Source organism: Desulfomicrobium escambiense DSM 10707, from assembly GCF_000428825.1.
Lineage (GTDB): Bacteria > Desulfobacterota > Desulfovibrionia > Desulfovibrionales > Desulfomicrobiaceae > Desulfomicrobium > Desulfomicrobium escambiense.
This window is the reverse complement of the sequence record NZ_AUAR01000015.1, coordinates 19,023-42,713: the sequence shown is the minus strand read 5'-3', so window position 1 is coordinate 42,713 and position 23,691 is coordinate 19,023. Positions and strand designations below refer to the sequence as shown.

Genomic DNA, 23,691 nt, shown 5'->3' with positions numbered 1-23,691 from the left:
CGTCCCGGGCGCTCAGTCCCCCAGGATTTCCAGAACCCGGTCGGCGACACGGCGTGGGGGAAGGTTTTCGAGGCAGGCGTGGTCCTTGCGTGCGCAGAAATTTGCGTTGCAGGGGCGGCAGGGCAGGTCTTCGAAGATGTCGCTGTGCGCGTCGGAGGGGAAGCGCCAGCCTCCGCCCGTGGCGCCGAGAATGGTCAGGGTCGGCGTGTTCACGGAGACCGCGAAGTGGCGCGGTCCGGAACAGTTTCCCACGTGCAGCCGCGCCATGGACTGCACGGCCGCCATCTGCCGCAGACCGATGACCGCGTCCGGCAGGACGCAGGCTTCAGGAACGGGGCAGTGCTCCAGCACCTCCCGGGCCATGGCTTCCTCGCCGGGACCGAAGAGGATGAAGAAGCGCAGGTCCGGGCGCGCCGCGTGGACCTTGGCGACCATGTCCGCATAGTGACGGGCGGGCCAGAGGCGGGTGGAGCGGCGGTGGGTCGGGTCGAGGGTGATGAATCGACCGCGCTCCAGACCGAAACCGGCCAGATAGGTTTTGGCCCAGCGCTTTTCCTCGTCGGTCAGGAACAGCTCCGGGGCCTGGCCGTTCCAGACGATGCCTAGCGGCGCAAGGATGCCGGCCCGGAATTTGCCCGAATACCCAGGAGTCGGAGCTGCCCAGTGGGTGTAGAGGAGCCGGTTGTACCACGGCGGCGGATAGGTCAGGCGGACCTGGGCGCGGCTCAGGAGGGTCACGAAGCGGCAGCGGGGCAGTTGCTGGAAGTCCACCACGAGGTCGTAGTTTTCGGCGGCGATGCGGGCGTAATAGCGCAGCTCCGCCAGGAAGTTCGGCAAGGCTTTCTTGTCCAGGGCCCAGACCCGGCGCACGTGGGGGTTGTTTTCCAGGACCGGGACGCACTTCTTTTCGGTGAAGACGTCGATGGCCGCGCCAGGAAATCGTTCGTGCAACAGGCGGATGGACGGGGTGGTCAGCAGCACGTCGCCGATCTGGCGCAGCTGGCAGACGAGGATGCGTGCGGGGTTGAAGGAGGAAAGGTCCGTCATGCAAACTTCCGGATGAGTTCCGCGTAGGGCTCGAGGCCGCGGGGCGGGTTGAAATCGGTTCTGGCCGTGGAGCCGCCGTGGACGAGGGCCTCGATGCGTCCGGCGAGTCCCGTGTGGTCGGTCGGGTCGGGCAGGACCGCGTCGGGACGCAGGAAGGCGGAGCTGCCGTTGTAGGCCGTGGAGACGACGGGCAGGCCGCAGGCCAGGGCTTCGAGCACGGCGTTGGCGCAGGCGTCGTAGAAGGTGTTCAGCACGAAGATGTCCCCGGCCTGATACAGGGCCGGCATGTCGTCGACGCGGCCCAGGAAGCGGACCCTGTCCGCGACGCCCAGGAAACCGGCCAGGGCGAGCATTTCGGAGCTGCCCCGCCCGCCGGCCACGGCCAGGCGGAAGGAGGCGGGCAGCCTGCTCAGGGCGCGGATGAGGATGTGCACACCTTTCAGGCGGAAATTGGTGCCCGCCGTGACGATCAGTTCTCCCTGGGCCGGGAGGCCGAAGCGTTCGCGCAGGGCCGGTTTGTCCTCCGGCCGGCCGGGGCGGAAGCGGCCGAGATCGGGCTGGTTGTAGATGACGGGGATGTTCTCGGCCTTGAGGTAGGAAAAGGTCGCCACGGTCAGGTCGCGCACGAAGTGGGAGTTGGCCACGAGTAGCCGGGTGTTGCGAATCATCAGACGCTCGACGGCCGCGGAGAGCTGCTTGCCCGGCGAGAGGCGGCGGGAGAGGCTTTTGACGGTGCGCGGCAGACCTTCGTCGAAGGCCTTGATGGAATGGTCCCAGAACGGTCCGGTGGGTCCTCCGGACAGGCGCGCGATGTCCTGGAAGAGCGTCTTGCCCAGACCGATGGTCACGTCGAATTTCTCCCTGCGGCGCACGGCTTCGGCGGCCAGGACGAACCACAGGGTCTTGCCGAATTTGCCCGGCACGGGCCGGCCGACGCGGATGACGCGCACGCCCTCGGGCGCCTCTCCGTCCTGCTTCGCGCAGACGAAGGTCACGTCGAAGTCGCCGCACGCGGCCAGGTATCCGGCCAGGCGGAAACCGAACTGCTCGGCTCCTCCGTAGCGGCTCAGGGTGGGCAGCAGCAGGGCGACGCGCTTCATCGCAGTCCCTCGTACACGGCCAGGGTGTGGGTCAGGAAGGCCTGCTCCGAAAGGCCTCCCATGCGGCGGCACTGGCCCTCGCGCAGGGCCGTCATCAGGCTCGGGTCTGTCATGGCCGCGCGGATGCGCAGGGCCATGGCTTCCACGTCACCGGCCGGGAAGAGGGCCGCGGGTTCGAGCAGGTCGGGCATGACGCCCACGTCCGTGCCGATCAGGGGAACACCCGTGGCCATGATTTCCAGGGCCGCCCGGGCGATGGTCTCGGACCACAGGGAGGCCACCACGCCCAGGTCCAGGGCGTTCAGACAGGCGGGGATGTCCGGGCGTTTGCCGGTGATGGTCGTCACGTCCTCGACGCCGTGCTCGGCGATCCAGCCGCGCACGGTTGCCTCCGGCGTGGCCGAGTCGAAGCCCAGCAGGAGGAGGCGCAGACTCCCCGCCCCCTCGCGGCGCAGCCGGCTCACGGCCTTGATCAGCTCAAGCTGGCCCTTGACGCGGTCGAAACGGCCCAGGAGCCCGACCACGAAATCGTGTTCCCCGTAGCCCAGTTCAGCCCGGATGCGCTCCCTGGCTTCGGCGTCGGGGTGAAAGGCGGTGGTGTCCACGCCGCCGAGGATCTCGTGCAGCCTGGACGGCGCCATGCCGAAGGCGTCCAGGAAATGGCGGGTCATGGGCGAATTGGTGGTGATGACCGCGTCGCTGACATCGTTATGCAGCCAGCGGTTGACGAAATTGGCCTTGGGCAGGCGCTGGTCGCCGCGGGTGCGGACCAGCCCGAAGGAGCCCAGTTCCTTGCGCAGCAGTCCCCACAGCAGGAAGGATTCGCCGCGGTGGCAGTTGACCACGTCGGGCCGGAACTCCCGCACCAGGCCCTTGAGTTCGGCGTAGAGCGCGGCTATGCCCCAGGGCGTGGCCGTGTTCAGGTCCATGAGCTTCATGGGCAGCCCCCACTCCTCGCCCTTGCGGGCCGAGAGGGTGCCGGGCAGGCCGAGGACGAGCACCTCGTGTCCGGCCTCGATCAGCAGGCGGCCGAGGAACATGGCGTACCACGCGGTGGCGTTGAACCACCGCACATTGACGACCTGGATGCATCTCATGACATGTGTTTCCGTAATTATTCCCACCCACAACCGGGCGGAGGTTCTGGGCCGGGCCGTGGCCTCGGTGCTGGCGCAGAGCCGGTCCGACCTGGAGCTCATCGTCGTCGACGACGGCTCCACCGACCGCACCGCGGAGGTCCTGGCCGGATTCGACGATCCCCGGCTTACGGGAATGCGTCAGGAAAATAAAGGGGTGAGCTCCGCCCGCAACCTGGGCATCGCCGCCAGCCGGGGCAGGTACATCGCGCTCCTGGACTCGGACGATTACTGGATGCCGGAAAAGCTTGAGCGGCAGGTCCGCTTCATGGCCGAAAGCGGCCTGCAGATCTGCCAGACCGACGAGATCTGGATTCGCGACGGGGTGCGGGTCAACCCGCGCTTCAAGCACGCCAAGCCCGCCGGGTGGTTTCTGGAGAAATCCCTGGAACTGTGCCTGATCAGCCCGTCGTGCGTCATGTTCTCGCGCGGCCTGTGGGGGGAGCTCGGCCCCTTCGACGAACGGCTTACGGCCTGCGAGGACTACAGTCTGTGGCTGCGGGTCGGGGTCCGCCATGCGGTCGGCCTGGTCCCCGAGGCCCTGGTCGTCAAGACCGGTGGGCACGCGGACCAGCTGTCGCGGCGCATCATCGGCCTGGACCTGTACCGCGTCTACGCCGTCATCGACCTGTTGCGGACCATGGATCTGACCGCCGAGCAGCGGGCCCTGGCCGTGGCGTCCCTGCGGGAGCGGGTACGGCTCTACGCCCAGGGCTGCATCAAGTACGGCAAGGACGAGGAGGCGTTGCGGGTTCGGGAGCTGGCGGCGCCTTTCCTGCCGTGAATTCCCGGCAGGAGTTCACTTCCGGATCTTTCGACACACAATTTCGATTTCACGTCAACGCACCAGTCTCCCCATTTCACCCGCCTTGTTGATGCATACTTTTCCCGACGACATATAGAACCGTTCCCAATGTCATGCTCCTGCGAGACATGATACGTCCATGCCTGTCCGTCCGCGCCGGGAATAGCGTCCGATTCCCTTCCCGCGGAGGCCAAAGCCATGAGGGCGGCTCATGTTCCTCACTCCCGCCAAAAGACCCTGATGCAACGCGCCATGAAGGAAAAGCTGTGAAAACATATCTCATCGCGTTAATTTCATTGATTTTTTTCATAAATAGCACTGCATTTTCATATGAATGCGGCAATTCTACAGAAGATAACGCATTTTTATCAGATGATTTTTATGAATTTTCCAATATATTCATAAATAATCAGTATTTCCAAAAACAACACTCAAACAATCATGTTATAATTTCACTCATTGATACAGAGTCTTATTCAATTCCTCAAAAGATTAAAAAATCAATTGATAAAAAAGATATAAAATATCCAATAATACCTTCATTTGATATATTGAATGAAGATAAGCAAAAATTAAAAATAGTTCAGATTGATAAGAATAATGCTGAAATAATCAGATCGAAAGACGACACAGGGCTTCTTGTGAAATATCATTTTAAAAAAAATAAATGCTGGAATCTATATATGATAGAAGACGATTCAATATAAAATCGGGGGAGTGATATGCCTTTCAAAAAAACTATCGACACCATTCTTCCTGAACAGGCCGGAAATTCGGCTCACACAACGGCGCCCTTCGGGGAAGCACGCCCATCCGGGCCTCACGGTGGAGTGGATTTCAACTACGAAGGAGGCCAGACAGGGGTCAACCTGAACCATCCGGCTCTGCACTCGCCCGTGTCCGGAACAGTGGAAATGCCTCCGGGTGGTGGGCAATACGGCACAATCGGAATTCGCGACGACAAAGGCAACCTGCACCAGTTTCTTCACACGGACACCCAACTCGTTCGGAACGGCCAGCAGACACGTGTAGGAACTCCGCTGGGAACTATGGGAGGAAGGGGGCCAAAAGGCAGCGATCACTACTCGCAGCATGTCAATTACCAGATGAAAAATGCTGACGGGGAAATCATCAACCCACAGCAATGGTGGGATAACAGCGCCAACAGTCCCTGGTTCACTTTCGAGGTCGAGGGCGGGCCCGATTTCGGGGTCTTCGCCTTCTCCGGCACCGAGGAGGTGCATCGGCCCTACGAGTTCGAGATCGAACTGACCCACGAATCGTCATTCCTGGATTTCTCCGGCCTCCTCGGCCGGCCCGCCTGCCTCACCATCGTGGACCGGAGCGGCGGCGCCCGCTACGTCCACGGCGTCGTCCGACATTTCAGGCAGTTGCATACCGCCAATCTCCGCACCCACTACCGCTGCCTGCTGGTCCCCCGTCTGTGGTTCCTGGGCCTGACCACGGACCACCGCATCTTTCAGAACATGAACGTGCTCCAGATCATCGAGCAGGTTTTGAAGGAACAGAACTTCACGGGCGACAGCTACGCCTTCAAGTGCTTCCACGACTACGCCGCCCGCGAGTACTGCGTGCAGTACGGCGAGACGAGCCTGCACTTCATCTCCCGTCTGTGCGAGGAGGAGGGCGTCTATTTCTACTTCGAGCACGGCCCGGACCGGCATGTGCTGTGCTTTTCGGACCGCGAGGGCGGCCCCAGGATCGGGGGCGAGAGCCGGCTGCGTTTCCATCCCGGCGCGGGGACCGTCGTGGACACGGCAACCATAAGGCGCGTCCTTCTCGGCCAGGCCATCAGCAGCGACTCGTCCACCTACCGCGACTGGAATTTCGAGAAGACGCGGCTGAACCTGGAGGTAGGCGAGCGTGAAACGAGCCACGTCAAGGCCCCTGTCCCGGCCGGAATGACCCTCGAACGCTAACGCTACCCGCACCTCTACCAGTTGCAACGGGAGGGCAAGCGCTACGCCCACCTCGAGTTGCTGCGCCAGTTGAGCCTGGGCCTGTGGATCGAGGCCGAAACCGACGTGTCCAGGATGAACCCTGGTTTCGTGTTCGAGATGTTCGGCCACCAGCGTCAGGAACTCAACGCCCACTGGTGGGTCGTGCGGGTCGAACACCGGGGCGAGCAGCCCCAGGTGCTGGAGCACGAGGCCCCGGACCGGGGCATGAGCTACGGGGCCAGGCTGCTGGCCATCCCCGACTCGACGCGTTTCGTGCCCGCGTCGGAGCATCCCAAGAACCGCGTCCTCGGGGATCAGACGGCCATCGTGACCGGCCCGGAAGGCGAGGAGATTTTCCCGGACCGGTACGGCCGGGTGAAAGTGCAATTCCACTGGGACAGGCTGGGCGGATACGACGAGAACACGACCTGCTGGATCCGCGTGTCCCAGGGCTGGGCCGGCGGCCAGTACGGGACCATGGCCATCCCCCGGATCGGTCACGAGGTCGTCGTCTCCTTCCTGGAGGGCGACCCGGACCGGCCCATCGTTACGGGCCGGGTCTACAACTCCGCCAACCCGGTCCCGTATTTTCTCCCCGAACACAAGACGCGCACGGTCTTCAAATCCCTGTCCTCGCCGGGCGGGAACGGCTTCAACGAGCTGCGGGTCGAGGACAGGAAGGGTCAGGAGGAGATCTACGTCCACGCCGAGAAGGACGTGAACGTGCACGTCAAGAACGATTGGAAGGAGCGCGTCCTGCGCGACCAGCATCGCACCATCGACCATTTCTCCTACTCCCTCGTGCAGGGCGAGGATCACCAGACCGTCGAGAAGGACCGCAAGGTCGAGCTGCTGGCCGACGACCACCTGACGGTCAAGGGAACCGGCCATGCCCGGATCGGCGACAAATGGCTGCTCCGGGCCGGCGACGAGACCCACATCAAGGCCGGGATGAAAACCGTCATCGAAGCCGGCACGGAGCTGACCGTCAACGCCGGCGGCAGCTTCATCAAGCTCGACCCCTCGGGGGTGACCATTGTCGGGGCTAGGGTCAAGATCAACTCCGGCGGTAGCCCCGGCTCGGGCACGGGGGCGAAACCGCTGTTGCCCTTGGACAGCCTCGTGCCGGAGGAAGGGCAGGTGCCGTTCTGTCAAAACGTGATTTTCAACAAAGCCCATGAACTCGATGAGGCTGTCGTCAAGTTATGCCCCTTGGAACGGGATACTGGATATGACGCTGGGGCAACCGTGCCACAATCAAGTAAAACTGATGACGCAACGACATGCTATACTATAGATAATCAATATTCCCACAGTAAATCAGGAAATATGTTCTTTTCAATATACTTTGACGTGGACGACAACGCATTCAAAAAAGCTGCAGAAACATGGAGAAAAAGCTTAGGATTACATGAAGGGATGCAAGACGATACTCTTTATATGAGTATTAGCGTCAAGTCAGAGCCTCAATTTAAGAAAGCGTGGAGCACTATATACAAAAAATCAATTAATAACAATTTTAATATTGTAGAAGGAAGGATATTTACTCATGCAAGTTTAGGGTCAGGCCGTAATCAGGGGCTGGAGTTTCGAGCAGATCCTAACGATCCGTTTGCAAATGATCCTCTTGCCGGTGAAACAACTCTGCAATTTTCTGAGATAAATTCGCTTGAAATTTTACCATGGAAAGCAAATGGTTCTTTATGGATACATGGTTGTAATACAGGAGTAGAAAGGGAGGGCTGGTCTCCTGCACAAGCATTTTCTTCGATGCAAAAAGTTTTTACATACGGAACAATGGGATACGCATACTTCTTTGAACAATACGACTTTTTTGATCGTCATGATTCTTTTGGAGACGATCCGTTATACATCAGAGCTTACAAAAGAGGAAAAAACATTGGAAACGGAGAAGGATCAACAGGAATGCCAATTCCAGAAAAGAGGTTTTCTCCATGAAAAATACATACAAGGAGGAATTAGCGCGAATATATTTAAAATTTTATTTTGCATTATTTTATATTTTTGTATTTATATATATTATATTCACTGCGATATTTTTTTACAAAATAATTTTTGAATCTAATCATATTGGAATCAATCCTCTAAAATTTATATATATATTTATATGCATCGCTATTTTTTACTCTGCAAATTTATTCATCGTAAACACTCGCAGAAATTCTATATTTATGTTATTAATATGTATTATATCTATCTCTGGAATTTACTTTATAAATAAATACGACATACTTGTTGAATATCATGAATGGATTCAAAGAGGCATGCCTTCAAGGCCATGGGAATAGATGACTGAAATCATTGATTGTTATTCATCGTGAAATTCCGTCAAAATCATGGAGACTACAGACATCAGTAGCCTCTTTCTTAAGGGAGTGTTCCTCTTTTACCACCACTTGATAATTGTTAATATTTGGCAAATACTTGCTCAAATTTTGCAAAATTGACCGTGTATAAAGAGAAATATCATGCATGAAGCAGTCAATACGATTGCAGGGCGAAAAATTTGCGATCCCAAAGACGTCCTTGAAGAAGTCCTGAGCAAAGGCTGGAGCGCCTGGCTTGTCCTGGACCCAGGCTGTCACCCTGACGCGCTTGCGCAACTCTACGCCCTGGAGCCCGACAGACAAACAACGCTGCTCTTCTTCGATTCCTGCCTGGAGCACATGCACGAACTCTCCCCCCGCTTCGCTCCCTTGACGCCTGACTCTCCGGTCCTCGACTGGCTCGAGGAACACGACCCCAAAGGATGGGGCATGGTTGTTGCCTCGGACGCGACATCCGAAGACATCCTGGCCCACCTGCGAAGCTTGCTTATGGTCAGGACGGAAGGAGAAAACCTCATCTTCCGCGTCTGGGACGGAAGAATTCTGGCGCACATCTGCGCCGTCATGCCCGAAGAGACGCAGTTGCTTCTGGGCCCGATGCGGCTCGTCCCGACCCGCACGGTGGAGGGGGGCTGGGTGCGTATCGACCGGCCCGGCGAGTCCGCCGCAATGAACGGCACCATCAATCCCTGTCCATGGTACTACTTCAGCCCGCGCCACGCCGAGATCTTCAGGGAAGGACGCGATCATGAAGAACTTCACCACTGTGCGGGAATACTACGTACGGAGGTCGTGAACTCCGAAGTGCATCCACCCGTCGTGATAGGGGAAAAGGAAAGGGCAGGCCCGAGGACCTGCCCTTTTTGCGACTAGTTGGCGCCCGGCTGTTTTTCCAGGTGGCCCGGGTTGTAGAGATGGCGGTCGCCTGCGGCGGGCGGCGTCCACTGATAGATCCAGGTTTCGGTCAGGGAACGGCCGTCGGCCTCCAGGTAGAGGCGCAGGTTGATGGGGGTCTGGGTGTCGTCCGGGGGCACGACGTCGAACATGCAGCGGAAGCCGTTTATGGCGTGCTGGGGACGGACCGAGGTGATCTCGATGCGGCCGGCCGAGGTCTCCAGGACCGGCTTGATCTTGGTGTCCTTGCCGATCATGGCCAGATCGCCTCCGGAGAAGTCCACGGCGAAGCGCTGGCTGTAGTACTTGCGGATGACGCCGACCACGCCGCCCAGGCCCGTGAAGGTGTCCACGACCTTGCCCAGCTTCGTCTGGGACGGAGGCGTGGTGCCCCAGTACATGTTGTAGCTGTAGAGCAGTTCCTGGCCGGCCTGGACGGGCTCGGCCGGGTTCCAGAAGGCCACGATGTTGTCGAAGGTCTCGTCGAGGTTGGCGATCTCCACCAGCTGCACGGAGCCGGTGCCCCACTGGCCGATGGGCTCGATCCAGACGCTCGGGCGCTTGTCGTAGAACACGCCGTCATCCTGGTAGTGGTCGAAGTTCTGGTCGCGCTGAACCAGGCCGAAGCCGCGCGGGTTGTGGTCCATGTAGGCGTTGAAGCGCAGGAAGGGCGGGTTGTTCAGGGGCCGCCAGATCCACTCGCCGTTGCCGTTGTGCATGGCCAGGCCGTCGGAGTCGTGCAGTTCGGGGCGCCAGTCGTGGTTCATGCGGCGGTCGTTCTCGCCGACCATGAACATGCTGGTCAGGGGGGCGATGCCGAGGCGCTCGATGGACTTGCGGGGGTAGACGGCCGCATCGACGCGCATGGTCAGCATCTGGCCGGGGCGGATGTCGAAACGGTACGCGCCGGTCACGCTGGGCGAGTCCAGCAGGGCGTAGACCGTGGCCGTGTCGCTCCCCGGACGGGGTTTTTCCAGCCAGAAATGGGTGAAGGTCGGGAACTCCTCGTCACGCGGCAGGGCCGTGTCGACGGCCAAGCCGCGCGCGGACATGCCGTACTGCATCTCGCCGCCCACGGCGCGGAAGTAGCTGGCGCCCAGGAAGGCGATCAGGTCGCGGGTCCAGTCCGTGTGGTAGCGCAGGCGAAAGCCGGCAAAGCCGAGGTTCTTGGGCAGGTCCTTTCCTTTGACGCCGGACTTTCCGTAGGTGAAGAGGTCGGGGGTGTAGTCGATCTCTTTGACCTTCCCGTCCTGCAGTTCATAGATGGTGATGGGCGTCTTGAAGAAGAGGCCCAGGTGGAACAGCTCGGCCCGGAACAGGGATGCGTCGCTCTTCCACAGAGCGTGCTCCGAGTCGAAGGCCAGCTGCATGTAGGCGTCCCAGCTCAGGTTCTTGAGGGATTCCGGGATTTCGCCGGCATGGTCCACATAGGGCTGTTCCGCCAGATGGCGGGCGCGGCCCTTGAGCCAGGCGTAGTCGAAATTGGTTCCGCCGGTGGGCGTCGGCAGGTCCGTGGCGGCGAAGGCGGCCGTGGACAGGACAAGGGATGCGCCAAGGAGGATCGTGCAGAGCAGGGTGGAAAGGGACTGACGCTTCATGTTTCGTTTCTCCGGTTATTCCGAAAGTTCCTGTTTGGTCACGGCCTCGGACTTGACGCGGTCCAGGAGGTCCGCGAGGGCGGGCTTGACGTTTTCGCGGATGTCGCCGGCCACGATGAGGAAGAGCAGGTCGTCGCCCGGCACGTACTCGCCGCTTCTGGCCTCGGCCACCGCGCGGAAGATGCCCGGGCGGGCCTCGATCTCCTTGCGGATAGTCTCGACCTTGGCCTGATCGACCTCGATCTTCACACGGCCGACCTTGCCCTTGTCCTTGCGGGACCAGGCCCGGACCACACCGTTGTGGACCAGGACCATGCCGACGTTCTCCCGGAATCCCGGTTCGGTCTTGAGTTCCGCTATTTTCTTGCTGATGTCCATGAAGGCCTCCTTATCGGGCTTCCAGTTCGTTCAGGTGGTTGCGTGCGAAGTCCAGGCCCGGGTCGAGCCGCAGGGCTTCGCCCAGCAGTTCCCGCGCCTTGTCCGCATTGTTCATGAATTTATGGCACAGGCCGAGGTTGGCAAGGTCCATGGCCGAGCCGCTGTCCAGGCTCAGGGCCAGCTCGAAATTGGCCGCGGCGCCTGCGTAATGCTGTTGCTTGAAATAGGCCACCCCGCGCAGGTTGAAGTACTCCTTGACCTCGGGGCAGTGGTCCACGGCCCGATCCAGGTGCGGGATGGTCTCGGCCCACAGGCCCTGCTGGGACAGGGCGTAGGCCTGGTAGAAGGCGGCCAGACCGCGGTCGTCGCGTTCGGGCTGCTGCGGCTCGGCCGCGGCGAACCAGCTGGCAGCCCGGTCGATCTCGCCCTGACGCAGGGCGACCAGGCCACGGAAGAAGGGCAGGTAGTGGGCGTCGGGATAGACTTCTTCCAGCACGGACAGGCCGGCTTCGGCCTGGTCCGGGGCCATGTCCTCGGCCAGGATGCGGCCGACGAAGAGGCCCAGGGAGGCCATGGGCGTGCGCTCCCGGAACAGGAAGCCCGGGATGAAGTTGTAGTTGGCCGGGATGCCCAGGCCCGGCTGCGTGGTGTCGACGGAGAAGAACGTGAAGCCCTGCTCCCTGAGCCGCGCGCAAAAGTTCATGAGCTCCGTGGCGATGTCCGCGTCCTGGTTTACCGGGTGGGAGTCAATGGAGACAGTTGGGCCCGACGTCAGCCAGCCGAACTGGTCGGGGTGGGTGAACTTGGGCAGGCCCGAGGCCTCGTAGTTGCTGCAGCTCTCGAAGTCGCCGCCGAGCTGGGCGATCTCGGTCAGGGCGCGGATGGCCGCCTTCTGGGGCGACGAGGCCGTGCCGGCGGTGAAGACGATCTCGCTTTTGTGCGGGAAGGTGGCCGGGTCAAAAACCAGGGCCGCCACCGTGGGCACGGGCAGGCCGAGGCTGAAATCCTTGAGCCAGACTTTGAGTCCGTTGCGGATGAACTTGTCGTAGAGCTCGACCAGCACCGGGTCCGTGAAGGAGGCCGGGTCGATGTTCGGGGTCTCCTGCCGCGTGCGGTCGACCACGGCGCAGACGTGGCGCTCGACAAGCTCGCAGCCGCCCTGGAGCATGGATTCCTCCAGGGTGTTGCCGGCCGAGGAACCGTTGAACTCGTTGAGCTTCTTGAACCAGTCCAGGGGCGCCATGTACTCCCTTCCCGTGCCGATGTCCGTGACCTGCGTGAAGCTCCACGGCAGGAGGTCCAGGATGCGGGCCGCGTCCTCTTCGCCTGCCTTGTCGGCCACGGACTGGATCAGGAAGGATATGGGCAGCAGGTTGTCGCCGAACCGGTTGCGGGCCTGGGACCAGGTCATGGGCCGGAAGTTCGCGGGGTCGTTCCAGAAGGAGAAGTAGCTGAAGCGCTCGGCCAGTTCCATCAGTGCCGAGGCCTCGGCCTGGGCCGGGGAGGCGCCTTTGCCCATCTGCTTGCGGGTGGGCATGATCTCGCGCGCGTCCTCGCCGCAGATGGACATGAAGACGGGGATGCCCAGCCGGCCGGTGTCGATGCGCCGGGTCTGGGCCAGGATGCGTTTGCCGGAGCGGGACAGGGCTTCGCGGGCCCTGGCGACGGTCTCCTCGGGTGTGCAGGTCTTGTCCAGGTCCGTGACGTAGCCCTTGGGGCAAGGGTTTATTTTGATCATAATGGTCCGAATTGAAACGGTTTGGGTTGGCGCGGTTCCGGGCCGCCGTGGAGCCGGTCGGGGAATCCGCAGAACGCCGTTGTGGCGGGGCTTCGCGCACAAGTCAATGGGCTTTGTATTCGGGCCTCGGTGTGCTAAAAAACAAAAATTAGTCTCAATCCGATCCACAAGGAGCGCCACATGATCGACGGACAACGCTTTCTTCTCGGCGGAGCGGACGGGGCCGGAGTGTACCAGCTGGCCGCCATGGGCAACCGGCACGGGCTGGTGACCGGGGCTACGGGCACCGGCAAGACCATCACCCTGCAAGTCCTGGCCGAGAGCTTCTCGCGCATGGGCGTCCCGGTTTTCGCCGCGGACATCAAGGGCGACCTGTCCGGCATCGCCGCGCCCGGCAATCCCCATCCGAAGGTCGAGGAACGTTTGGCCCGCATGCCTGCCGAGGGGTTCGCCTTCGAGGGCAACCCGACGGTCTTCTGGGACGTATTCGGCGTTTCGGGGCATCCGCTCAGGACCAGCGTCTCGGAGATGGGGCCCCTGCTGCTCTCGACGCTCATGGAGCTCAACGAAACCCAGACGGGCATCATGTACGCCTGCTTCCGCATCGCCGACGAGCAGGGTCTGCTGCTTCTGGACCTCAAAGACCTGCGGGCCATGCTGTCCTTCATGGCCGAGAACGCAGCCGAACTTCGCGGGACCTTCGGCAACATCAGCCCGGCCAGCGTCGGGGCCATTCAGCGGCAGCTCCTGGTGCTGGAGGAGCAGGGCGGGGACGTCTTCTTCGGCGAGCCGGCCCTGGCCCTGGCGGATCTCATGCACACGGATTTTTCCGGACGCGGGGTGATCTCGATCCTGGACGCGGCCGGCCTCATGGCCCGCTCGCCCAAGATTTACGCGACGTTTCTGCTGTGGCTGCTGTCGGAGCTCTTCGAGCAGCTGCCCGAGGTCGGCAACCCCGAGCGCCCGAGCCTCGTCTTCTTCTTCGACGAAGCGCACCTGCTTTTCGACAACGCGCCCAAGGCCCTGATCGACAAGATCGAGCAGGTCGTGCGCCTGATCCGCTCCAAGGGCGTGGGCGTCTACTTCGTCACCCAGTCGCCGGCCGACATCCCGGACGAGGTCCTGGGGCAGCTCGGGCTCAAGATCCAGCACGCCCTGCGGGCCTACACCCCCAGGGAGCAGAAGACCGTGCGCAGCGTGGCCGAGAGCTTCCGGGCCAACCCGGCCTTCGACACGGCCGCGGCCATCACGGAACTGGGGACCGGAGAAGCACTCGTGTCCGTCCTCGACGACAAGGGGCGCCCCGGCGTGGTCGAGCGGGTGCTGGTGCGGCCGCCGCAGTCCCGGATCGGTCCTCTGACGGAGCCCGAGCGCGCCCAGATTCTCGGCCGTTCGCCCCTCAAGGGCCGCTACGACGCCATGGTCGACCGCGAGTCGGCCTTCGAACTTCTGCAGGCCAGGGCCAGGACCAAGGAGGATCAGGCCCGCGACCTGGCCGAATCGGCGGCGCGCGAGAAGGAGGAAGCGGCCCGGGGCGGGACCTTCGACTGGCTGACGGGAACTTCCCGCCGCCAGGGACTGGGGGAGGCCATGGTCAAGAGCGCGGCGCGGACCATAGGGACGCAGCTTGGGCGGCAGATCCTGCGCGGTGTGCTCGGCTCCATCTTCGGGGGCCGCAAGTAGCCGCGGCATTCTGGGCGGGAAAAGAAAAAAGGCCGGGAAACCGGCCTTTATCGTCGCATGGAGCGGGAAACGGGATTTGAACCCGCGACTTCAACCTTGGCAAGGTTGCACTCTACCACTGAGTTACTCCCGCGTTCGAAGAGTGGTCTCCTAATAGGATGCCGGCCGGGAGGCAAGCATTATTTTCGGTCCGTCGAAAAAAGAAAAGGCCGGTCGAACCGGCCTTTGTCTTCTGGAGCGGGAAACGGGATTTGAACCCGCGACTTCAACCTTGGCAAGGTTGCACTCTACCACTGAGTTACTCCCGCGGCTTGTGGAGGCGGCATCCAGATTTGAACTGGAGAATGGAGGTTTTGCAGACCTCTGCCTTACCACTTGGCTATGCCGCCATTTCTGTGGAGCGGGAAACGGGATTTGAACCCGCGACTTCAACCTTGGCAAGGTTGCACTCTACCACTGAGTTACTCCCGCTCAACGAGAAGCCGTGTTTATAAAGGGCGGTGTCGGCTGTCAACCAAAATCTGATTTTTTCTTTTCACCCGCAGCGAGAAAGCTTATTATTATTGAAATTGTCCGTCGGAGTCCGCAGGGGGTTTACTTTTTGGTGTGCAGTGAATAGTAACTCTCTCCCTAGGCAACTGGCCTGCAGGAGGACATATCATGGAAGCCAAGGACCTTGAGTTCTTCAGAGAATATTTGACCAAGATGATTGACGACATCCAGCGTCAGGGCGAGGCGACCATCGAGGAAATGTCGGACAACGTGGAGTATTACTCCGATCCCGCCGACAGGGCCTCGGCCGAGTCCGACCGCACCTTCACCCTGCGCCTGCGCGACCGGGACCGCAAGCTGATCAAGAAGATCAACGAGGCCCTGGACCGCATCGACGACGGCTCCTTCGGCGTCTGCGAGGACTGCGGCGAGGACATCGGGATTCCGCGCCTCAAGGCCCGCCCCATGACCACGCTGTGCATCGAGTGCAAGAGTCGCCGGGAAGAGGAAGAGCGTCTGCGCGGCGACTAGGGTCGCCCCGGGTCTTCATGTTCATCAAGGCGCGTACCGTTCCGGCACGCGCTTTTTTTTGTTGTTTGAAGGACACGCATGGACGCCAGCGTTTTTCGCTTCGTGGCCGAGGAACTGGCCGCGCGCATTCGGGGCCTGCGCATCGAGAAGGTTTTCGCCCCCTTGCCCGACACCTGGACCTTCAGCATGGGCCGGGCGGGGCATCTCGTGCTGTGCACCGGCAAGCCCACCCCCTTTCTCTTCATTTCCCCGCACAAACCGGAAAATCCCCCGTCCCCTTCGGGCCGAGCCATGTGGCTGCGCAAGCGCCTGCGGGACCGGCGCGTGCACGGGATCGTCTCTGACTGGCCCCGGCGGCGTCTGGCCCTGGAGCTTTCCGCCGGCGAGGGGCGCTGGCTCGTCCTCGATCTCGCGGCGGCGCCCGCCCTGGTTGATTCCCTGCCGCCGGAGTTCGGCGTCGCACCCGTCTGGCCGGAGCTTGAGCGGATCATCGGCGAGGACGGGCTGTGGCGCGAACTGCCGCATCTCACGCCGCCCCTGCGCAACCGGCTGCGTTCCATCCCCGAGGAGCAGGCGCGGAGCCTGTTGCGGGATATCGAGAGCGGCGCCGTCGGGACATTCTATTTCGGGCTGGACCACCGCGGCCGCAGCCAGGTCAGCCTTTGGCCCCTTGAAGGCGGCGGCGCCTGCGCAAGCGTCCTGGAGGCTGCGCAGCAGGCCCACGGCCGGACCCTGGCCGACATGGCCAGGGCGCACGGCGGGGAGGACGACGCGAGGTCCCGCAACATCCGGCGCATCGAGCGCGCCCTGGCGCGGGTGGAGGCGGACCGCTCCCGCCTCGGGGAGATGGTCGCCATGCGCGAAAAGGGGCTCGCGTTGCAGGCCCACCTACACGGCCTGGACAAGGACGCCCGTCTGGCAGTGGTCCGGCTCTGCGACGGGAATGGTGGGGAGGTGGAACTCCGCCTGGATCCCGGAGTGACCGTGCGTGAGAACATGACCAGATTTTTTGCCCGCGCGGCCAAGGGCGAGCGGGGCATGGGCATCGTCGCCGCCAGGATCCAGGCCCTGCGCCGGGAACTTGACGATGCGCGGGCGGGCCGCGTCGCGCCGGCCACGCCGTCCGACACGTCCTTGACGCCGGCCGCGCCGAGCCCTTTGCCCGCCAAATACAGGGGCATCAAGGTCGGGACCTACCGCTCCTCCGACGGCTTCCTCATCCTGCGCGGCCGCAGCGCCCAAGCCAATCACCAGCTTTTGACCAAGGCGGCCAGCCCCTTCGACTACTGGCTGCACGCCCAGGACGGACCCGGCGCCCATGTCGTGGTCAGGCGAGATTTCCCGGCCCAGGAGGTCCCCGAGCGGACCATCCAGGAGGCCGCCGCCCTGGCCGCCCTGGCAAGTCACCTGAAGATGGCCGACCGCGGCGATGTGCTGCTGTGCCTGGTCAGGGACGTGCGGACCATCAAGGGGGCGAACCTGGGCATGGTCGGCGTCGACAAGGTTCTGCGAATGGTTCGGCCGGTCATCGATCCCGCCCTCGAAGAACGGCTGCGCCTCGATATGGGGAGCTGACTTTACATGCGCCGCGGGAAGACTTAGGTCTTGCGGCCACACTACCTTTGCGAGGTGTCCATGCTTATCGATTCCCACGGCCGCAAGGTGAGCTACCTGCGGCTGAGCATAACCGACCGTTGCAACCTGCGCTGCCTGTACTGCAGGCCCCAGAGCGAATGGGTATTCCTGCCCCATGAGCAGATTCTGACCTTCGAGGAGATGTTCGAGCTGGTGGACGTGGCCAAGATCGCCGGCGTCGAGAAGGTTCGTCTCACGGGCGGCGAGCCGTTCGCCCGCAAGGGCTTCATCCCCTTTCTGGCCCGCCTGCACGCCAAGTACCCGTCCCTTGACCTGCGCATCACCACCAACGGCACCATGCTGGCCGGGCGTGTGCAGGAGCTGCGGGAGGCCGGGGTGGCCTGTCTGAACATCTCTCTGGACACCCTGCAGCGCGCGAAGTTCGAGGAAATCACCGGCGTCGACGCGTATGGACTGGTCCGGGCGGGTATCGACGCCTGTCTTGCGGCCGGGATGCGGGTCAAGATCAACGTCGTGGCCCTGAAGGGCATCAACGACGACGAGTTGCCGGAATTCGTGGATTTTGCGCGTGATCTCGGCGTGGACGTGCGTTTCATCGAGTTCATGCCCATCGGCTACCAGTCGCGCTGGAGCCGCGACAACTACTGGCCGGCCAAGGACATCGTCGCGGCGGTGGAAGAGCTCGTGCCCCTGGACGAGGTGCGCGAGGCCTCGCGCAACAGCGGCCCGGCCAAGATGTACCGCATTGCCGGCGGGTCCGGGCGCATCGGCGTCATTTCGGCTGTCAGCAACCATTTCTGCGAGAGCTGCAACCGCTTCCGGGTCACCTCGGACGGCAAGCTGCGGACGTGCCTCTTTTCCGATAAGGAGTACGACGTGCGCTCCATCCTGCGAGACCCGCAGCACTCCACCCAGGAATTGCTCGAACTCTTCGCCAGGGCCAATCAGGAGAAGCCCATGGGCTACCGGCTGCTGCAGGACCGCCAGACCAACCAGGTCTGCGACCGGGCCATGACGGCCATCGGCGGCTAGGGCTTTTTCGGGCGAATCAGGTCGTCCACGGCTTCGGGCGTGGCCGGGATGGACAGGGTCGGGCGACTGCCCTCCAGCACCTTGTCCAAGTCGAGGGTTTCGATTCGGATGTCCGAGCCGAAGGCGTCCTCCTGCAGGGCCAGGTATGCGGTCTTTGAGAAGGCGCGGGTCCTGGCCCACCACGAGCTGCCCTTCTGTTCCCAGAAGCGCTGCCCGGAGCGGTAGGCGTAGAGGCCGGAGCAGGCAAGAAATGCGAGATTGGTCTTGATGGCCGTCACGAATGCTTTCCTCACCATGCTTCTTGCTTCCTGGAAAGCAAGCTGCGTTTCCGGCCTGACGGCCGGCAGGTTGTCAGTGGTTCGTTTGTCGTCTTTCATATGATATGAGGCCTCGCGGCCTGTGATGCTTCACTTTTCGGTATGTAGGTGCGGAAGAATTCCTCTACGGAACTCCGCACGGTTTTGCAAATGCGCGGCCGTCGCCCCGCCGGGGCGGCCTTTTCGGCGCAGCATGAGGACGCATGGAGAGACAGGACATAACCTTCGAGAATCCGGACTTCGCCCGCGAGGTCTTCGGGCCCGGCAACGCCCATCTCGAGACCGTGGCCGGGATCACGGGCGTGACCGTGGAGAGCCGCGGCAGCGAGCTTTCTGTTTTCGGCGACGACCATGACATGGTGCATCTGGTTTGCCGCTACTTCGCCCAGATCTATGACTTGGTCCGCGGCGGGCACCAGCTCTTCGACCGCGACATCGAGCAGAGCCTGCGCATCATGCTGCGCGACCCGTCCACGCCGCTCAAGAAATACTATCAGGAGGCCCTGTTCACGGTCTCCCCGCGCAAGACCGTCTGCCCCAAGACCGTGACCCAGCGCGAGTACCTGCACGCCATGCGCGAGCTGGACCTGACACTGGGCATCGGCCCGGCCGGCACGGGCAAGACCTACCTGGCCGTGGCCGTGGGCGTGTCCCTCTTCCTGCAGAAGAAGGTCAAGCGCCTGGTCCTGACGCGCCCGGCCGTGGAGGCCGGCGAGAAGCTCGGTTTCCTGCCCGGCGACCTGGTCGAGAAGGTCAACCCCTACCTGCGGCCCCTTTACGACGCCCTGAACGACATGCTCGACTACGCCCGGGTGCAGGAGATGATCGCGGCCGGGGCCATCGAGATCGCGCCCCTGGCCTTCATGCGCGGCCGGACGTTGAACAACGCCTTCGTCATCCTCGACGAGGCCCAGAACACCTCCCCCGAGCAGATGAAGATGTTCCTCACGCGGCTGGGCTACGGCTCGCGGGCCGTGGTCACGGGCGACGTAACCCAGATCGACCTGCCCGCACACGTGGGCTCGGGCCTGGTGCAGGCCGTGGAGGTCCTCGAGGGCGTCCAGGGCGTGGCCATGATCCACTTCGCCGAGGACGACGTCATTCGCCATCCCCTGGTCGGGCGCATCGTGCGCGCCTACGACCGGCACCGTCAGGCCGCGCTGGCCCGGGAGGGCAGGGGCTGATGCTGCATCTGGAGCAATGCGTCCCCGCGGACCCGCGCTTTCCCCTTTCGGGGCCGGAGCTCATGGAGATTTTCGAGGGCCTGGCCGGGTGCTTCGGCCTGGACGGGTGGGAACTCTCCCTGCGCCTGGTGGACGACCGGGAGATGGCCGAACTGAACGGTTCCTTCATGGGCTGCCTGGGGCCCACCAACATCCTGAGCTTCCCCGGCGGCGAGGGCGACTGGCTCGGGGACCTCGTCCTGTCCGTGGACACCCTGGCCCGCGAGACGCGCCTCTACAACCAGGACCCCCACGAATACACCGTCCGCCTGCTGGCCCACGGCCTGCTGCACCTCATGGGCCACGACCACGGCCCGGAGATGGACGATCTGACGGACCTGGCCGTGACCGCGGTCCGCTCCGACCCGGAAGCGTCCGTCACCCGCATCTTCCCCTCGATCTGAGCACGTCCCGCCACAGGCGGGGGCCCACGCGCGTGAAGCGGTCGAAGTCCGAGACGATCTCAAGACCAGGCACGATGGCCCGGTACACGGGCAGCCGCAGTTCCCTTTTCGTCAGGTTGACGTAGACGGGTTCGTATCCCTTGTCCTCCAGGATGGCCTCGAGCAGGGCCAGGTCGCCTGCGGCCGAGCCCGTCGAGTGGTCCGGCAGGTCTTCGAGCAGGCGCACCGGGAGGTCGCGCGGGCCCTCGGCCGAAGCCGGGCCTCCGGGAAAGGGGAAGGGCGTCTCGGTCAGGGCCGAGAGGGCTGCGCGGCGGCCCGAAAGGGACGCGCCAGTAGCCTTGACCAGTCCGCCTTCGGCCAGATGCACGAAGCACTTGTAGCAAGGCACGCCCAGTTCCGTGGTCAGATCCTGGAAGACGGGGTCGACGCCCTGCTCCCGGTATCGTTCCAGAAGCTCCCGCACTGCGTCGTCGCGGCTCTCCACGCGGAAACAGCGCGCCGGGTCGAAGACCCTGACGGCCTCGGCGTCGCGCTCGATGACTTCCAGCAGTCCGCTGACCTTGGCCTCCTCGGGCGTGTTGCCCGAGGCCAGGCCCGTGGAGCCCAGTCCGCTGAAGAGGCGGACTTCGTCGAGGTTGGTGAAGAGGTACACGGCCTGCAGCGGGACGAGCCTGGTCTCGCCGCGGCGGCCCCGGCCCGCGATCCAGTGCAGGGGCTGGTCCGCGTACGGGACTTCCAGGCGCATGGCGTTCGGGTCCAGGGCCTCGCCGCCCAGGGCACCGAAGGGCGCGACCCGGATCTCTCCGTCGTCCTGGCTGCCCGAGACGCGCATGTCGCGGATGTCGGCGAAGGAACTGTAGCGCTCGACGATCTCCATGGCCAGGGAGACGCGGGCGTCGTCCATGGTCAGGCCGCGTCCGTAGCTGGTCATGAGCCCCTGCAGGCGGTGGTCGAAGGCGCCGCAGCGCGTGGCGCGGTCCAGCCGCCAGCGGCGCAGCAGGCCCCATGGGGCCAGGGAGGCGTGATGGCGCATCTCGGGCCCGTCCAGGACGCCCAGGCCGTAGAGCCGTTCCTCGGCCAGGGCGCGGGTGGCCTCGGCGGGCCGCCTGGGGCAGGGGGCGGGCAGATCCAGGGATGCCCGGATGCGGGTCGGGTCCGCCACCGGGGTATCGGGCGCGGCGTCTAATGCGTCGTCGGCCGGCTCGGCGGGCAGGGGTGCGTGTTCGAAGATGTTCGCGGCCAGAAGCCGGCTCGTCCCCGCATGCAGGTCATGGTCGGGCAGGGCGGCGCTGGCCAGGAAGAGCTGGGGCGTGCGGCCTTTGAGTCCGTCGAGTGCGGGGCGCATTTCCGGCCACAGGTCCCCCAGCCCCGGGGTCAGGAGCACGGTCTCGAGGACCAGGGCGCGGACCGTCTCGTCGGCGGCCTCGAAGAGGGCGCGCAGTTTCGCCGGGGCCATGGCGGCCAGCAGCGGCCGGACGTGGGCGCGCATGAACTCGTCGCCGGGCAGCCTGCGGACGTGGTCCAGACATTGCTCAAGGGGCAGGGGTTCGGCGGGTTCGGGGGTGAAGTAGGCCACCCCCAGGAGACTGTCCTGATGGGCGAGCCGGTAGCGCATGGTCGGGGTCACGTCGAAGCTCCTTGCGTGTTGTATCGGGCCATTGGTACCTATCTTGCTTGAAATCGCCTGCCAAGGAGATGCTGTCATGAAATTTTTCCTTCTCTGCGCCTGCGTCCTGCTCGTGGCGGGGTGCGCGTCCATGGATCGTTACGATGTGAACCTTTATGGGATCGACTATCAGGATGACGCCGAGATTCTGATGGGTGAACTGGTCGAGGCGGTGACGCCCGCGTCCATGCCCGACACGGGTTACCGGGCCCTGATCGTTCCCTTCGCCCTGCGCCAGGACATCGCCGTGCGCAAGGACGTGGGCCGGGAGATGGCCGACGTCTTCCGGCGCGCGTGGCTTGAGCGCCGTGTCTTCGGGGCCATGGAGTACGATTCCTCGAAGCCCTGGGCCGGGCTGGACGCGGCCATGTCCGCGGCCAGGGCCAAGGGCGCCAACATTCTGGTCACGGGCAACGTCTCCCAGTTCTACGAGGGCGGCGGTACGGGCCGGACATCCGTCGGCGTCACGGCCGAGGTGTACTGGGTACCCGACGGGACCCTGATCTGGTCCGCGGCCCAGGCCGCGGCCATGGAGGCCGGGCCTGCCAAGGACTACGTCGTGGTTCGCAGCCAGGTGCGCCTGCCCGAGAACCCCACCTACGCCGTCATGCGCGCCCTGTCCCTGAGCATGGCCGACGGCTTCGTCCACCACCTGCGCCCATAGCGCCGGCACAGCTTCCGACCACTCGCGAGCCGACGTGTTTTCGTCGGCTTTTTCATTTTTATTTCGTGGTGTTGCAATTCCCTTTACAAACCATGAACAAGCTTTGTAGGAAAAAATTTTTTTGCGTTCACGCACGCAACATTCAAACCGTATCTCCGGATGATCGGGTGACACCATGAAGCACTTTCTATCCATACTGGATCTCAAGGCCACGGAGGCCATGGACCTTGTCCGGCGGGCCAAGGAGATGAAGGACACGGACTACCGGTCCACGCTGCTGGCCGGCAAAACCCTGGCCATGATCTTCGAGAAGGCCTCCACGCGCACGCGCGTTTCTTTCGACGTCGGCATCCGCCACCTGGGCGGCAGCACCATCTTCATGACGCCGGCCGACTCCCAGCTGGGCCGTAGCGAACCCTTGGCCGACACGGCCCGGGTCCTGTCCCGCTACGTGCAGGGCATGGTCGTGCGCACCTTCGCCCAGAAAAATGTCGAGGAATTGGCCCGCTGGGGCTCCATTCCGGTGGTCAACGCTTTGACGGACCTCTACCACCCCTGTCAGGTCATGAGCGACATGCTGACCATCTTCGAGCGGACCACGAATTTCAAAGACCTCGTCGTGTCCTGGATCGGCGACGGCAACAACATGGCCCACTCCTGGATCAACGCCAGCATCTACTTCGGCTTCCAGCTGAACCTGGCCTGCCCCGAGGGCTACATGCCCAGGACCGAGATTCTGGAACGAGCCCTCAAGATGGGCGCCAAGGTCTACATCACCGACGACCCCAAGGCTGCCATCGCCGGGTCCCATTTCGTCAACACCGACGTCTGGGCGTCCATGGGCCAGGAAGCCGAGCAGAAGCGCCGCGAGAAGGCCTTTGCCGGGTATCAGGTCAACGAGGAGCTCCTGTCCCTGGCCGACCCGTCGGCCAAGGTGCTGCACTGCCTGCCCGCCCATCGCGGCGAGGAGGTCAGCGAGGAGGTCTTCGAGGGGCCCAGGTCCATCGTTTTCGACCAGGCCGAGAACCGTCTGCACATGCAGAAGGCCATCCTGGAATGGATTTACAGCTGAGGCGGC

Annotated in this window: 19 protein-coding genes, 4 tRNA genes and 1 pseudogene; 12 read left to right on the top strand and 12 right to left on the bottom strand. The window is 63.0% G+C overall.

The features are described from left to right. Window positions 1–12 precede the first annotated feature (12 nt). From G394_RS0112515 to G394_RS0112505, 3 genes are read right to left on the bottom strand one after another with little or no spacing between them, the layout of a single operon-like run. Entirely contained in the window at window positions 13–1,047 is a 1,035-nt protein-coding gene (locus G394_RS0112515; protein ID WP_028577937.1) for a glycosyltransferase family 9 protein, read from the bottom strand. Continuing rightward, on the bottom strand, window positions 1,044–2,147 hold the full coding sequence (locus G394_RS0112510; RefSeq protein WP_028577936.1) for a glycosyltransferase family 4 protein: 1,104 nt from the start codon (window positions 2,145–2,147) through the stop codon (window positions 1,044–1,046). The genes G394_RS0112515 and G394_RS0112510 overlap by 4 nt, the downstream gene beginning before the upstream one ends. Continuing rightward, window positions 2,144–3,244, bottom strand: a complete 1,101-nt coding sequence (locus G394_RS0112505; RefSeq protein WP_028577935.1) for a glycosyltransferase — start codon at window positions 3,242–3,244, stop codon at window positions 2,144–2,146. Before G394_RS0112505 ends, G394_RS0112510 begins: the two co-directional genes overlap by 4 nt. Here G394_RS0112505 and G394_RS0112500 point away from each other — a divergent pair. The 4 genes and pseudogenes from G394_RS0112500 to G394_RS0112490 all read left to right on the top strand — a co-directional run bounded on the left by G394_RS0112500 (window position 3,243) and on the right by G394_RS0112490 (window position 9,270). Further along, window positions 3,243–4,067, top strand: a complete 825-nt coding sequence (locus tag G394_RS0112500; protein ID WP_028577934.1) for a glycosyltransferase family 2 protein — start codon at window positions 3,243–3,245, stop codon at window positions 4,065–4,067. The two genes, G394_RS0112505 and G394_RS0112500, sit on opposite strands and share 2 nt — an antisense overlap. A 287-nt stretch (window positions 4,068–4,354) precedes the next feature. Then, window positions 4,355–4,795, top strand: a complete 441-nt coding sequence (locus G394_RS21235) for a hypothetical protein (RefSeq protein WP_156902607.1) — start codon at window positions 4,355–4,357, stop codon at window positions 4,793–4,795. 15 nt (window positions 4,796–4,810) lie between these two features. After that, window positions 4,811–8,008 (top strand): annotated as a pseudogene (tssI, locus tag G394_RS20305) (type VI secretion system tip protein TssI/VgrG). 530 nt (window positions 8,009–8,538) lie between these two features. Further along, the gene (locus G394_RS0112490) at window positions 8,539–9,270 is read left to right on the top strand and encodes a DUF4123 domain-containing protein (protein WP_028577933.1); all 732 of its coding nucleotides are present in this window, start codon (window positions 8,539–8,541) and stop codon (window positions 9,268–9,270) included. Here the strand turns inward: G394_RS0112490 and G394_RS0112485 are convergent. Genes G394_RS0112485 through G394_RS0112475 form a run of 3 tightly spaced genes read right to left on the bottom strand, consistent with a single transcriptional unit; the run spans window position 9,267 to window position 13,005 of the window. Beyond that, window positions 9,267–10,889: an OpgD/OpgG family glucan biosynthesis protein gene (locus tag G394_RS0112485; RefSeq protein ID WP_028577932.1), complete on the bottom strand. Its 1,623-nt coding sequence runs from the start codon at window positions 10,887–10,889 to the stop codon at window positions 9,267–9,269. The genes G394_RS0112490 and G394_RS0112485 overlap by 4 nt on opposite strands. Before the next feature lie 15 nt (window positions 10,890–10,904). After that, entirely contained in the window at window positions 10,905–11,267 is a 363-nt protein-coding gene (locus G394_RS0112480) for a molybdenum cofactor biosynthesis protein MoaE (protein ID WP_028577931.1), read from the bottom strand. Window positions 11,268–11,277: 10 nt separating this feature from the next. After that, complete coding sequence (locus G394_RS0112475) at window positions 11,278–13,005, bottom strand: YcaO-like family protein (RefSeq protein WP_028577930.1); 1,728 nt, start codon at window positions 13,003–13,005, stop codon at window positions 11,278–11,280. A gap of 180 nt (window positions 13,006–13,185) precedes the next feature. Here G394_RS0112475 and G394_RS0112470 point away from each other — a divergent pair, with 180 nt between their 5' ends. After that, complete coding sequence (locus tag G394_RS0112470) at window positions 13,186–14,688, top strand: helicase HerA-like domain-containing protein (protein WP_028577929.1); 1,503 nt, start codon at window positions 13,186–13,188, stop codon at window positions 14,686–14,688. A 58-nt stretch (window positions 14,689–14,746) separates the two neighbouring features. Here G394_RS0112470 and G394_RS0112465 read toward each other — a convergent pair. From G394_RS0112465 to G394_RS0112450, 4 genes are all read right to left on the bottom strand, one after another. After that, window positions 14,747–14,821 (bottom strand) — tRNA-Gly (locus tag G394_RS0112465). Window positions 14,822–14,921: 100 nt separating this feature from the next. Continuing rightward, a tRNA-Gly gene (locus G394_RS0112460) sits at window positions 14,922–14,996 on the bottom strand. Window positions 14,997–15,002: 6 nt separating this feature from the next. Beyond that, a tRNA-Cys gene (locus tag G394_RS0112455) sits at window positions 15,003–15,077 on the bottom strand. A gap of 7 nt (window positions 15,078–15,084) precedes the next feature. After that, a tRNA-Gly gene (locus tag G394_RS0112450) sits at window positions 15,085–15,159 on the bottom strand. 189 nt (window positions 15,160–15,348) lie between these two features. Here G394_RS0112450 and dksA point away from each other — a divergent pair. From dksA to moaA, 3 genes are all read left to right on the top strand, one after another. Continuing rightward, window positions 15,349–15,711, top strand: coding sequence for an RNA polymerase-binding protein DksA (dksA, locus tag G394_RS0112445; protein WP_028577928.1), 363 nt, complete (start codon window positions 15,349–15,351; stop codon window positions 15,709–15,711). Between the two features lie 78 nt (window positions 15,712–15,789). Continuing rightward, complete coding sequence (locus tag G394_RS0112440; protein WP_028577927.1) at window positions 15,790–17,286, top strand: NFACT RNA binding domain-containing protein; 1,497 nt, start codon at window positions 15,790–15,792, stop codon at window positions 17,284–17,286. A 60-nt stretch (window positions 17,287–17,346) separates the two neighbouring features. Beyond that, window positions 17,347–18,339: a GTP 3',8-cyclase MoaA gene (gene moaA / locus G394_RS0112435; RefSeq protein ID WP_028577926.1), complete on the top strand. Its 993-nt coding sequence runs from the start codon at window positions 17,347–17,349 to the stop codon at window positions 18,337–18,339. Here moaA and G394_RS19110 read toward each other — a convergent pair. Then, window positions 18,336–18,635, bottom strand: coding sequence for a hypothetical protein (locus G394_RS19110; protein ID WP_028577925.1), 300 nt, complete (start codon window positions 18,633–18,635; stop codon window positions 18,336–18,338). The genes moaA and G394_RS19110 overlap by 4 nt on opposite strands. 224 nt (window positions 18,636–18,859) lie before the next feature. Here G394_RS19110 and G394_RS0112425 point away from each other — a divergent pair, with 224 nt between their 5' ends. Together G394_RS0112425 and ybeY are read left to right on the top strand one after the other, a co-directional pair. Beyond that, complete coding sequence (locus G394_RS0112425) at window positions 18,860–19,840, top strand: PhoH family protein (protein ID WP_028577924.1); 981 nt, start codon at window positions 18,860–18,862, stop codon at window positions 19,838–19,840. Then, a complete protein-coding gene (gene ybeY / locus G394_RS0112420) occupies window positions 19,840–20,283 on the top strand; it encodes an rRNA maturation RNase YbeY (protein ID WP_028577923.1) in 444 nt (147 codons plus the stop codon). Before G394_RS0112425 ends, ybeY begins: the two co-directional genes overlap by 1 nt. On the opposite strand, the gene G394_RS0112415 is transcribed toward ybeY, so the two are convergent. After that, window positions 20,258–21,910, bottom strand: a complete 1,653-nt coding sequence (locus G394_RS0112415) for a YcaO-like family protein (RefSeq protein WP_051307167.1) — start codon at window positions 21,908–21,910, stop codon at window positions 20,258–20,260. The two genes, ybeY and G394_RS0112415, sit on opposite strands and share 26 nt — an antisense overlap. 76 nt (window positions 21,911–21,986) lie before the next feature. Between G394_RS0112415 and G394_RS0112410 the strand changes: the two genes are divergently transcribed. Both G394_RS0112410 and argF read left to right on the top strand, forming a co-directional pair. Next, window positions 21,987–22,613, top strand: coding sequence for a hypothetical protein (locus G394_RS0112410; RefSeq protein WP_028577921.1), 627 nt, complete (start codon window positions 21,987–21,989; stop codon window positions 22,611–22,613). A gap of 175 nt (window positions 22,614–22,788) precedes the next feature. After that, window positions 22,789–23,685 carry an ornithine carbamoyltransferase gene (argF, locus tag G394_RS0112405; protein ID WP_028577920.1) on the top strand — a complete coding sequence of 299 codons (897 nt, stop codon included), beginning with the start codon at window positions 22,789–22,791 and terminating at the stop codon, window positions 23,683–23,685. Window positions 23,686–23,691 lie beyond the last annotated feature (6 nt).